Below are 11,051 nucleotides of genomic sequence, written 5' to 3' on the forward strand. Positions count from 1 at the left end.
GTGATTTCGCTTTATTGGATGGCTTCTTAGATGAAAGTGACACTATTGTAATAGTCGTCACTTTTTAATGTGGTAAAATATATATGATGAAAATAATAAAAGACTTCAGTACAAAAGTAAGAACACTGCTATCAGAAAACGTGATTTTTTTGATGATTATGGTGTTATTCTTACCAGATTATTTGTTATATCCAGCGGTCATTGTGGCAGGAATTTTTGTATTGTACGAATGGATTCGTTATAAAGGATTTAAATGGAGTTTGTTTTGGGTTCTATGGGCCTATCTCTTGGGTGTGGCGCTGTTGAACAAGAATATGCAAGGGGTTATGGGGACGTTATATTTGATCGTCTTAGTAGCCTATGCATTTGTTTTAAATCGAAGAATGAGCCCTAAAGAATACATGAAGATGCAATATTATATTGTTTGGTGTTCCTTATTTAACTTCTTCTTTAACTTTATCCGTTGGAGACCGGTCTGGTATAAATCGTTTATGGGATTGTTTGATGGTGTAATACAGATGGGGCATCTTCCATTTTATGGGGATGGATACTTTAGAGCGTACTCTACATTTGATAACCCCAACTTGTATGCGTTTATCCTTTTAATTGTTCTGTTGGTTTGTTTTAATCAACTTCAATTTCAAATAACATTTAAAAACTACCGATTGGGTGCCTTCTATGCAGGAGCTTTTATCATTAACCTCTATGCAATGTTTTGACAGGTACACGATCAATTATCGTAGCGTTAATGTTTGGCCTTCTTACTGTAATTTTGGTTCAAAAAAAATGGACGCAATTTAAGGTGATGATTCTTTTAGGTGCGCTCTTAACCTTATTTATTCTATCGAGACCTGATTTGTTTCCACGATTTATGCAAATTGCTGAGCACAGCGGCATTCGCCTTGAGATTTGGGATAAAGCAATTCATCAAATTTTGAAAGAACCGTGGTTTGGTAAGGGTATGTTTACCTATGCATTGCTTTTCGATAATATTGATGCACATAATATTTTTATTGAAAGTTTCTTAAGTTTTGGAATTTGTGGGACGATGATTCTTGTCGCATTTTTAATTGAAAAATTACGTGATATATACTTAAATGCGTATTACTTAGACTACCCCTTAGCTTTAGGGGTGTTGGTCGCGACCATCATGTATGGGATCTTCGATATTCCCTTATTTGCGGTGCAAACGAGTCTTTTATTTGTTGCGGTTTTCTGTCTTCCCCGACGTCAACCGTCACAAATATTGATTCCAAAACCAACGCATGTTGAATTTATTGAAAAAACTTAAACTATTTTTAAAATATGCTTGTCAAGGCAATATTAGTATGGTATATTTTATAAGCACTTGGCGATGCTTGTTTAGCTCAGTCGGTAGAGCAACTGGCTGTTAACCAGTGGGTCGCAGGTTCGAGTCCTGCAACAAGCGCCATTTATATGGCCCGTTGGAGAAACGGTTAACTCACATGCCTTTCACGCATGCATTCACGGGTTCGAATCCCGTACGGGTCACCATAGTGTAATAACAAACCTCATCGTTAAGATGAGGTTTTCTTTGTCAAAGGTATTTGTATGGGCACGGAAGATCCTTTGTTATCTCCTTAATTTAAATGAATTTCAAGATGCGACGACATCTAAATGAAGACCCTAAATCACACCTTCTTAAAAAGCGAAAATAATCAATTATTTTCACGAAAAAAGGTTGCTAAGTCGAGATGGGTATGGTATATTTTATGAGCACTTACGCGATGCTTGTTTAGCTCAGTCGGTAGAGCAACTGGCTGTTAACCAGTGGGTCGCCGGTTCGAGTCCTGCAACAAGCGCCATTTTATATGGCCCGTTGGAGAAACGGTTAACTCACATGCCTTTCACGCATGCATTCACGGGTTCGAATCCCGTACGGGTCACCATAGTGTAAATAACAAACCTCATCGTTAAGATGAGGTTTTTCTTTGTCCAAAGGTATTTGTATGGGCACGGAAGATCCTTTGTTATCTCCTTAATTTAAATGAATTTCAAGATGCGACGACATCTAAATGAAGACCCTAAATCACACCTTCTTAAAAAGCGAAAATAATCAATTATTTTCACGAAAAAAGGTTGCTAAGTCGAGATGGGTATGGTATATTTTATGAGCACTTACGCGATGCTTGTTTAGCTCAGTCGGTAGAGCAACTGGCTGTTAACCAGTGGGTCGCCGGTTCGAGTCCTGCAACAAGCGCCATTTTATATGGCCCGTTGGAGAAACGGTTAACTCACATGCCTTTCACGCATGCATTCACGGGTTCGAATCCCGTACGGGTCACCAAAGTGTAAATTACAGGTTGCATCATAACGATGTAACTTTTTAGAAATAAGGACATTACCGTCTTATTGTGACTTTAATTCACATATAATCAATATATTCAAAAAGTATGATTTATTTGTGAAATAATGCTTGCCAAGTCATATTTCGTATGGTATATTTTATGAGCACTTAAGTGATGCTTGTTTAGCTCAGTCGGTAGAGCAACTGGCTGTTAACCAGTGGGTCGCAGGTTCGAGTCCTGCAACAAGCGCCATTTATATGGCCCGTTGGAGAAACGGTTAACTCACATGCCTTTCACGCATGCATTCACGGGTTCGAATCCCGTACGGGTCACCATAGTGTCAATAACCTCACTTCTTAGGAAGTGAGTTTTTTTATTTTGTAGATTTATGTGTTTTTTAGCACAGTCAATCGTCTTGTGGTAAAATAGATGTAACGGATAAAACCGCAATAGATAAGAGGTGTATTTATGTCGGATAAATATGAATTACCACTTCGAAGTGAAGTGGATATAAAAGATACATGGGATTTAACCCCTATGTTTAAAGATGATGACGCATGGAATGCAGAGTTTGATGCGATTCAAAACGACTTAAGTGAAGTGGCTGCATATCGCGGTACACTCACCAAGAGCGCAGAGAGTTTATTAGCGGGTCTTAAATTTCGTGATGAATTAAGTTATCGTATTGAATTTTTATATGTTTATGCACATCTAAGTTTTGATGTCGATACCACAAACCCTAAGTATCAAGCAATGAATGCACGCGTACAATCGCTTCTTGCGCAATTTGGATCAAGTTTTTCTTTCTATGAAGCAGAAATTTTATCTGCAGATGAGGCGGTTATTCGCGAATATCTTGAATCAAATGAGGCACTCACTTTATATCATCACGAGTTTGATCGTCTTTTTAAATCAAGACCTCATATTCTTAGCGAGAAGGAAGAGCGTATTCTCGCATCATCAGGCGAAATCTTTGGCGTTTCTTCGCAAACATTTGGTATGTTAAATAATGCGGATATTCAATTCCCTACAATTAAAGATGAATCAGGAAATGATATTCAATTATCACACGGACGTTATTCACTCTTAATGGAGAGTGCGGATCGTCGAGTTCGTGAAGATGCTTTTAAAGCAATGCAAACAACGTATGGTAATTTAAAGAATACACTTGCAAGTACTTTATCAGGAAATGTAAAGGTTCATAATTTCAATGCAACGATTCGTAATTATGCATCAGCACGTCAAGCTGCACTTGCTGCAAATAATATTGACGAAGAAGTTTATGACTCACTTCTCGAAGGAATTCATAATAATATTGATTTACTTCATGATTATGTTGCACTTCGTGAAGATGCATTGGGTATTGATGATATTCAAATGTATGATATCTATGTCCCAATGGTTGATGAAGTGGATTTAAAATTTACGTATGAAGAAGCACAAGAAGTAATTTTGGATGCCTTGAGTGTTCTGGGTGAAGAATATTGTGCAGTATTAAAACGTGCATTTAATGAACGTTGGATTGATGTTGTTGAGAATAAAGGGAAGCGATCGGGTGCTTATTCATCAGGTACTTATGGAAGTGCCCCTTATATTCTGTTAAACTGGCAAGAAAATATAGATAATGTCTTTACACTTGCTCATGAACTCGGCCACAGTGTTCACTCTTACTTTACACGTAAGTATCAACCTTACATTTATGGTGATTACTCGATTTTTGTTGCTGAAGTTGCTTCAACGACAAATGAAAATTTATTGTTGAATTACTTATTGGATCAATATGAGGATCCTAAGGTTCGTGCTTACCTGTTGAATCATTATTTAGACACGGTTAAAGGCACGGTGTTCCGTCAAACGCAGTTTGCTGAGTTTGAACACCTTATCCATAAATCAGACCAGGAGGGCGTTGCTTTAACGACTGATTATCTCATTGAGTCGTACTACAAACTGAATCAATTCTATTATGGTGAATCGATCAGTACCCAAGAAATTGGTTATGAGTGGGCACGGATCCCTCATTTCTACTACAACTATTATGTTTACCAATATGCTACAGGATTTAGTGCGGCAACTTTATTCAGTGAAACAATTTATAATGGTGGCGATGCGACACCTTATCTTGACTTCTTAAAATCGGGAAGTTCTGATTATCCTATCAATGTCCTACGAAAAGCAGGTGTTGATATGACAGAATCAACAGCTGTTGATAAAACACTGGAAAAATTTGGTGAACGTATGGCGGAATTACGAACACTGCTTGTAAAATAGATAATAAAAAAAACGGAATCACACCCAATTTGGATGAGATTCCGTTTTTTCGTGTTTATTGCTCGTTTATAGCGTATTCCTTAAGCACACAGGCTTCGATTACATTGAGATCAAGTTCTTTTGCCTTGGCACGTAAAACGTCGTTTACGGTGCCGGGTTGAAGCCAGAGAACGTTGATGCTTTTCTCTTTAATTGATTCGAGCATGTGAATGCCAATTTTAGGATTAACAACCATCACAGCAACATCAACGGTGTCCGTGATTTCCGAAAAGGAAGGGTAGACGGTCTTGCCATTAATTTCTGTATAGTTTGGATTTACACCAAGAACCGTTTTACCTTTTTGTTCTAACAATTTATAAATGCGGTATGCATACGATTCGGGTTTGTTATTAATTCCAGCTATCACAAATGTTTGTGATACATTTAGGATTTCATAAGGGTTATTCATAATGTTAGCTCCATATCAAACCATTGTTTGATTTCTTCGATTTCGTAAGCGCGCATCCGATGGTCCAATTCATAAATGCGGTGTGTAACACGTGCATTATTATTAATGAGACGTTTCTCCAAAGCGACGGCACTTTCATAAGGAATTATATCATCAAATCGACCACTATGGATTAAAATGTCCATGCCCTTTAAATCAAGCTCCTGTGTATCACTTGTGAAGTTCATCGGTCTCAGTAAGACACACTTTTTAAAAGGGGTTGGTTGTTCTAGGATTAAGGCTGCGATGGTATTGGCGCCATTAGAAAAACCTAATGCCCATAGTTCGCCAAGATTGTAGGCGTCTTGTAATGACTTCACAGTATCCAAGATTGTACGAACTCGGCCCAATAAGTCCGCTTCATCAAGAATTTGAGTTTCGCTTTGTACAGCAGAAAAGCGTCGTTTACCAAACGTAACGACGTCGCCTCGGATGGAAAGGTGATTCATTGTGGGGGCAACCATTTTCGCTACCGGCAGTAATACGTTTTCATCACCACCTGTTCCATGAAATAAAACAAGCGTTTTATCGCTTCCGTTATCAATAAATTTATGTATCATTTTATGTACTCCTTAAGTCGTAAATATGAAAACATCATACATGATGTAAGGTTTTGGGACAAGTCATGCGCTAGGCAGAAATTAACGCGTGTTTAAATTCATCAAAGGATTGACCTTCGATAAGCTGTTGGACTTTAAGACGGTCCATAGACCATCTTGAGAATCGATCACATAGGTAGAAGAGGTCATGATCCCCATCACGTTTTGTTTTAATAATAAAAAGAACGTGAACTTCACTTTTATCCCAGATAATCGGTTTTTCCAATACCGCTACAAAACATAAAGCCCGATCAACATGTTTCTTGAGATCTTGTAAATGTACAAGATTGTGTCCGATTTCATGTGTTGTGAAGGGGTTTGAATCATAGTGGGGTTTGAGAAGGTTCATGGTATTCATTTTCTCAGTTAAGTTGTGAAGGACTTGTTCTTTGTTGTTGCCAGGGAGGTTATAAATTACATATTGAGGTTTAAGATAGTGGTCTAAATCGGCTTCAGCAAGATCGAATTGTTTGATTTTTTGTTCGATATGGGTAAGGTAGTTCCCATCCTCGATTGCGACGACTTCACGGGCTTGTGGGATGGTCATTTTGGCCATGGATACGCCGATGTCCAGAGGTTGTGTAATTTCTTGTAAGGATCCATAAACGCTGACAGTAATATGATCATCATTAAAATGTTCGCGCAAAGTTTGGGCATAAACAATGGTTTCAGACCGTCCATTTCCACCAATAAATCCAATGTTGAGGGTTTGTTGGTGGCGGGTCATGAGTGCACCTTGGAAATAAAGTAATAAATAGCCAAACTCATCAAGATTTATGGAAATGTCGGGATAATTGGATTCGATGACCGAAACGGCAGAGATGGTTACCTTGGCGGCAAAGAGAAATTCACGAAGGTTTCGATGGATTAGCGGATTTCGAATGGTCAATCCGTTTAATCATCTGGGGAATGTGTAATAACAGATAACGAAAAAGTTCGTGATTATCGAAAAAGTTAATCGCGAAGTTGTTATCGATTTCAGTGAAAATATCGTAGATGAGTGCCTCGTCTTGCAGTTTTGTTTTTCCTGAGTGCGCAATGATTTGTTTGCTGTCAAGGTGGATTGCCAGGTAGAGAAGTTCTGATTTTTCTAAGGGGTCTTCATTTAAAAGCGTACTAATCGCATTGGCCATCGTTTGAGCAAGGGGGAGTAGTGGTGAATCAGTTGTTTTATGAATTTCAACGGTGTGACCTTCACGACGACGTTTAAAAAGGATTAAAATATGTACTGCAATATTTTGGAGTGAAAAATCAGAAAGAAGGATATTCGCATTAAAACAACATTCCTTTACAATCGCTTCCGTTTTATGAAGCATGTCATTGTTGAGGATGAATGCTTCTTTTTCCTTCGATTCCACAAGACTTAAGGTATTATGGAAAAAGTATTCCGCAAAGGCAAGCCGCAGGTTGAATTCCGACCCAATGAGTTTCAGTCCATATGCAGGTCGAGATTTTAGTTCAAGATGAAATCGGCGAAGTTGCAGTCGAACATCTTTAAGGTCGTTGTGAATGGTGGTACGGCTGACAAACATCCGTTCTGCGAGGTCTTCAATCTTTAGGTAATCGTTGGCGTTTAAGAGCGTTCGAATTAGATAAGAAACACGTTCGGAGTTATTTCGCGAAAAACTATTCATGCGTCGAATCAAGCTAATCGAGCCAATGTTCTCGAAAATTTTTTCTTCTTGGTGTTCATTTAGCGGATTTAGACGATATCCATGGCCTGGAATGGAACAAACCTCAATCTGATATGACTTCAACACTTCACGAAGTATTTGGATCTCTTTCTTGATTGTTCGAATGGATACATTACTTGAAAGTGCAAGTTCATGGGCTGTAACGGTTTGCCCTTGTGCAAGATGATGCATGATGATAAGTTGCCGATTTGTGAATTCCATAAGTCCTCCTTTTAAAAAAAAGATGTTGCGTATCTTAACGATAACGCAACATCCTGTCTTGTGCAATTAGAGTAATCCAATATACGAACCAATGATACCAAATGCAATGGTAACAAGCAGTAAGAACATCGAACTCTTTTTCTTGTTCTTTAATAAATGGAACATTAAAAGTGTATAAAGAAGTGGTAAAAGCAGTGGGAAGATTTGATCAATGTATTGTTGGAGTAAAAACTCTGTTTCATTAAATGAAAATGCCACAATGGTTTTAAGTTTAACCATTTGAGCACTCATGCCTCCAATAACCATTAATCCGACAATGGTTGCTGCTCTGGTGATCTTTGCGAAAATACCGGATTCGGATGCACTATCCATCAGGGTTGTTCCGAATTTATATCCAAAGACACCACCAAGGTAACGCACAATCATATGTGGAACATTGAATGCAATTAGGAATAAAATCGGACCGAGGATGTTTCCTTGTTGTGATAAAGGTAACGCAATTGCGGTTGCAATAATACGGATGGTTCCCCAGAAAAAGGAATCACCAATCCCAGCAAATGGACCCATCAATGAAATCTTGATGCTATTAATTGTATTCTTATCAAAATCGGGATTTTGACTTGCTTCTTTTTCAAGTGCCGTCGCAACACCCGTGATGGCGGAAACAACATGAGGGGTTGTGTTAAAGATTTGCATATGACGTACAAGTGCATCGGCACGATCTTCTTTGGTGTGGTAAAAGCGTTTAATGGCTGGGCACATTCCTACCGCAAATCCGAGTCCTTGTTGGCGTTCATAGTTATAGGAATTTTCGAGTAAGAATGAGTACCAGAAGATTTCTCGAAATAACTTTTTATCTTCTTTTGTTGTTTCTATTTTATTCATCGAATAAGTCCTCCAATTCATCATGTTCTATGGCTGCAGGTGCTTGTCCGACTTCAAAGACAATAATGAAGGCAAGAATAACACCGAATAAGGTTACTGCTAAGATTGGTAATTCAAGGTAGGCAATAAGAATAAATCCAAGAATGAAGTAGAGAATGTTTTTTCCATTCATCATCGGTTGGAGTAACAATGCGAACCCTACTGCAGGGAGCAGTTTTCCAGCAACTTCAAGACCATTCATTAGATTTGCGGGAATGGCTTGTACAAATCCTTCTACAGCACTTGCACCGAAGAGTACAGCAATAAAGGCTACTGTAAAGTACATGAGGCAGTGAAGTAAGAGACCTCCAATATTGAGGGCAAACATTCCTTTAATGTTCGCATCTTCTGCGAGTTTCATGGCAAAGTCCATAAACCATGATCGAACAATAAAGATAATAACTTTTAATGATTGTGCAAGGATTGCAATCGGTAAAGCAAGCGCAAGCGCAATTTCAGATCCTTGACCGGATAAGATTGCGAACGCTGTTCCCAGTGCAGAACCAATTAACACATCCGGTGGTACTGCAGCACCAACTTGAATGGCACCCATAAAGAAAAGCTCAAGACTGGCACCAATAATTATTCCTGATTGAAGATCGCCAAGTACGAGTCCAACAAGGGGTGAGATAATAAGTGGTCGATTGGCCATTGGGGTTCCGAGCATCTTTTCTACGAACCATACCAAGGCGACTACAAGACCAACAAGTAACGCTTCTTGCATAGATATTTCCTCCTTATATATTTTTAGTAGATTACTGTGTTAAATATTTTTGACGTAAATCTGAAAAGTCTTTACCTTTGTCATCGGGTACTTGTTTTACTTCGACAGAGATTCCTAAACCAATGAGGTCGTCCATGGCGTGGAGTTCTTCGGGTGTGAAGTATACAGCTGGTGCGAAGGCTTTGCGACCTTCTTTCATTTGAACACCACCCAGTGTACATACAGGTGTTTCTTGAATGCCTTGGTAGAGTTTGAGTGCATCATGTGGGGATGCAGTCACAACAAATACCTTAAGACCTTTTCATTTTTCATTATTTAAAAGGGCGATGGCTTCATCAAGAGAACGAATTGCGAGTTTAACCCCGTCAGGTTTGGCAAGTTTAAGTGCTTGTTTACGAATTGGGTCCGATGCTGCATCATCACTTGCAATTACGATTGCTTCATAATTGAGTGCAGATTTCCAACTGTAAGCGACTTGACCGTGTAACAAGCGGTCATCGATTCTAATTTTTTGTATCATAATATACTCCTTCTTTATATAGTACCGGTTAGTGATGTAAGTGTCGGATTGAAGTTATCCGTTATCGATATTCGAATAAAACCAACATCGCACAGTGCGATAAATCATAAGGTCCAATGCTTTAGACAATTTAATGTAGTTCGAAGGAACCTTCATTAAGAGCGTTTCGTCTCAAGACTTTTATTGATGTATTCCGAAAGTTGGGGATACATTGTCTTCGAAAGGTCGCGACCACGATCTGTAGCAATGTGGTATGCAAGCACTTGGAAGAATGTCATATAAGCAAGTGGATAGAAATACGTTGATTTCGTGTTGATATTGAAATCGTCTTTGTCCGTATTTGAGACAATTATACAGCGGGCATGCACTTCCTGTGTTATAAATTTCTGAATCTTCCTGCTTTTACGCAAATCATTTTCGTGATACGCAAGTAAGAAGAACCCTTGGTCATGGGTAAACATATTTTGTGGACCATGAATTAATTCTTCAAGTTCGAAACTATTGGTAAGACTGGGTAGCATTTCCATAAACTTAATATCTGCTTCTTGAGCAATGGGCCATAAGGCGCCCGGTCCGGAAAAGATATAAGCATCTGTCTTTGAAAAATATAACTTATTGTTGTGATAAAAGGCATTGGATGCTTCACGAATGTGGGGGAGTTCCTGAATCATCACGTCTAAGTCTTTGATAATTGCTTCAGATTGTGTGGGGTCAATCTGATTGTTTATAACGCCAAGAGATAGGTAAATAAGATAAAGAACGGTACATGTCGTCGAAAACCCAAGTGTTCGAAAAATAAATTGTTCTTTTCCACTGCCCATTTCAAGTGCGGTCTGTGCCTTTTTCGCAATCGGTGTTTCAAGCGACTCGGGAATCGAAACTGTTTTCAGTCCTAATTGATTGGCGCATTCAATCGCTTCGTACACAAGTTTTGTTTGGCCTCCTTGTGAAATGAAGATATAGAGTGCATGTTGATCACAAAGTGCTCGGTTATAGTGTTCAACAAAAATACTGGGGTACATTAATTCAACTTCAATGTGGCATGTAGATTCCGCAAATGTTTTTGTGGTAAATGCCGTATTGTAAGATGAACCCGAACCCACAACCACAACTTTGCGTACAGTATCTCCATGTGTCGCTTGGTTTATTGCGGTTGCAATCACATCACGTTGATCACGTAAATGATTTAATTTTTCTGGGATTTCAATAATACAATCCCTTAATGTATTCATTGAGTCACCTCTCTTTCCTTTGCTCGCCTTTATCATACATATCTCTGGTTTTTAGTTCCATAGGGACTTTTGCACGAATGTTCGTGCATAAAT

General features: G+C 38.7%; 10 protein-coding genes, 8 tRNA genes and 1 pseudogene. 11 read left to right on the forward strand and 8 right to left on the reverse strand.

Annotated elements, in window-relative coordinates:
- Window positions 1–83 precede the first annotated feature (83 nt).
- The 11 genes from EEI45_RS09110 to pepF all read left to right on the forward strand — a co-directional run bounded on the left by EEI45_RS09110 (window position 84) and on the right by pepF (window position 4,577).
- The gene (locus EEI45_RS09110) at window positions 84–719 is read left to right on the forward strand and encodes a hypothetical protein (RefSeq protein WP_228410521.1); all 636 of its coding nucleotides are present in this window, start codon (window positions 84–86) and stop codon (window positions 717–719) included.
- Window positions 716–1,291: an O-antigen ligase family protein gene (locus EEI45_RS09115; RefSeq protein WP_228410522.1), complete on the forward strand. Its 576-nt coding sequence runs from the start codon at window positions 716–718 to the stop codon at window positions 1,289–1,291. The genes EEI45_RS09110 and EEI45_RS09115 overlap by 4 nt, the downstream gene beginning before the upstream one ends.
- 65 nt (window positions 1,292–1,356) lie before the next feature.
- Window positions 1,357–1,432: transfer RNA gene (locus EEI45_RS03580), tRNA-Asn, on the forward strand.
- A 7-nt stretch (window positions 1,433–1,439) separates the two neighbouring features.
- A tRNA-Glu gene (locus EEI45_RS03585) sits at window positions 1,440–1,515 on the forward strand.
- Between the two features lie 235 nt (window positions 1,516–1,750).
- Window positions 1,751–1,826, forward strand: a tRNA-Asn gene (locus tag EEI45_RS03590).
- A gap of 8 nt (window positions 1,827–1,834) precedes the next feature.
- Window positions 1,835–1,910, forward strand: a tRNA-Glu gene (locus EEI45_RS03595).
- Between the two features lie 238 nt (window positions 1,911–2,148).
- Window positions 2,149–2,224: transfer RNA gene (locus EEI45_RS03600), tRNA-Asn, on the forward strand.
- An 8-nt stretch (window positions 2,225–2,232) separates the two neighbouring features.
- Window positions 2,233–2,308, forward strand: a tRNA-Glu gene (locus tag EEI45_RS03605).
- A gap of 177 nt (window positions 2,309–2,485) precedes the next feature.
- Window positions 2,486–2,561: transfer RNA gene (locus EEI45_RS03610), tRNA-Asn, on the forward strand.
- 7 nt (window positions 2,562–2,568) lie between these two features.
- A tRNA-Glu gene (locus EEI45_RS03615) sits at window positions 2,569–2,644 on the forward strand.
- 133 nt (window positions 2,645–2,777) lie between these two features.
- Window positions 2,778–4,577, forward strand: a complete 1,800-nt coding sequence (gene pepF / locus EEI45_RS03620; protein WP_125164180.1) for an oligoendopeptidase F — start codon at window positions 2,778–2,780, stop codon at window positions 4,575–4,577.
- A 55-nt stretch (window positions 4,578–4,632) separates the two neighbouring features.
- Here pepF and EEI45_RS03625 read toward each other — a convergent pair whose 3' ends face one another.
- The 8 genes and pseudogenes from EEI45_RS03625 to EEI45_RS03655 all read right to left on the reverse strand — a co-directional run bounded on the left by EEI45_RS03625 (window position 4,633) and on the right by EEI45_RS03655 (window position 10,958).
- Window positions 4,633–5,025: a CoA-binding protein gene (locus EEI45_RS03625; RefSeq protein ID WP_125164181.1), complete on the reverse strand. Its 393-nt coding sequence runs from the start codon at window positions 5,023–5,025 to the stop codon at window positions 4,633–4,635.
- Window positions 5,022–5,624: an alpha/beta hydrolase gene (locus EEI45_RS03630; RefSeq protein ID WP_125164182.1), complete on the reverse strand. Its 603-nt coding sequence runs from the start codon at window positions 5,622–5,624 to the stop codon at window positions 5,022–5,024. The genes EEI45_RS03625 and EEI45_RS03630 overlap by 4 nt, the downstream gene beginning before the upstream one ends.
- Before the next feature lie 70 nt (window positions 5,625–5,694).
- A complete protein-coding gene (locus EEI45_RS09120; RefSeq protein ID WP_228410523.1) occupies window positions 5,695–6,552 on the reverse strand; it encodes a PTS sugar transporter subunit IIA in 858 nt (285 codons plus the stop codon).
- On the reverse strand, window positions 6,512–7,558 hold the full coding sequence (locus EEI45_RS09125) for a BglG family transcription antiterminator (RefSeq protein WP_228410524.1): 1,047 nt from the start codon (window positions 7,556–7,558) through the stop codon (window positions 6,512–6,514). Before EEI45_RS09125 ends, EEI45_RS09120 begins: the two co-directional genes overlap by 41 nt.
- A 66-nt stretch (window positions 7,559–7,624) precedes the next feature.
- Entirely contained in the window at window positions 7,625–8,443 is an 819-nt protein-coding gene (locus EEI45_RS03640; RefSeq protein WP_125164183.1) for a PTS system mannose/fructose/sorbose family transporter subunit IID, read from the reverse strand.
- Entirely contained in the window at window positions 8,436–9,206 is a 771-nt protein-coding gene (locus EEI45_RS03645; protein ID WP_125164184.1) for a PTS mannose/fructose/sorbose/N-acetylgalactosamine transporter subunit IIC, read from the reverse strand. Before EEI45_RS03645 ends, EEI45_RS03640 begins: the two co-directional genes overlap by 8 nt.
- 31 nt (window positions 9,207–9,237) lie before the next feature.
- Window positions 9,238–9,726, reverse strand: a pseudogene (locus EEI45_RS03650) (PTS system mannose/fructose/N-acetylgalactosamine-transporter subunit IIB).
- A gap of 155 nt (window positions 9,727–9,881) precedes the next feature.
- Window positions 9,882–10,958 carry an SIS domain-containing protein gene (locus EEI45_RS03655; RefSeq protein WP_228410525.1) on the reverse strand — a complete coding sequence of 359 codons (1,077 nt, stop codon included), beginning with the start codon at window positions 10,956–10,958 and terminating at the stop codon, window positions 9,882–9,884.
- Between the last annotated feature and the right edge of the window lie 93 nt (window positions 10,959–11,051).

Source organism: Erysipelothrix piscisicarius (assembly GCF_003931795.1).
Lineage (GTDB): Bacteria > Bacillota_I > Bacilli_A > Erysipelotrichales > Erysipelotrichaceae > Erysipelothrix > Erysipelothrix piscisicarius.

Excerpts from the sequence above, each read along its gene's own strand:
- EEI45_RS09110 (WP_228410521.1), top strand. The coding sequence starts at position 84 with ATGATGAAAATAATAAAAGACTTCAGTACAAAAGTAAGAACACTGCTA.
- pepF (WP_125164180.1), top strand. The coding sequence starts at position 2,778 with ATGTCGGATAAATATGAATTACCACTTCGAAGTGAAGTGGATATAAAA.
- EEI45_RS03625 (WP_125164181.1), bottom strand. The coding sequence starts at position 5,025 with ATGAATAACCCTTATGAAATCCTAAATGTATCACAAACATTTGTGATA.
- EEI45_RS03630 (WP_125164182.1), bottom strand. The coding sequence starts at position 5,624 with ATGATACATAAATTTATTGATAACGGAAGCGATAAAACGCTTGTTTTA.
- EEI45_RS09125 (WP_228410524.1), bottom strand. The coding sequence starts at position 7,558 with ATGGAATTCACAAATCGGCAACTTATCATCATGCATCATCTTGCACAA.
- EEI45_RS03640 (WP_125164183.1), bottom strand. The coding sequence starts at position 8,443 with ATGAATAAAATAGAAACAACAAAAGAAGATAAAAAGTTATTTCGAGAA.
- EEI45_RS03645 (WP_125164184.1), bottom strand. The coding sequence starts at position 9,206 with ATGCAAGAAGCGTTACTTGTTGGTCTTGTAGTCGCCTTGGTATGGTTC.
- EEI45_RS03655 (WP_228410525.1), bottom strand. The coding sequence starts at position 10,958 with ATGAATACATTAAGGGATTGTATTATTGAAATCCCAGAAAAATTAAAT.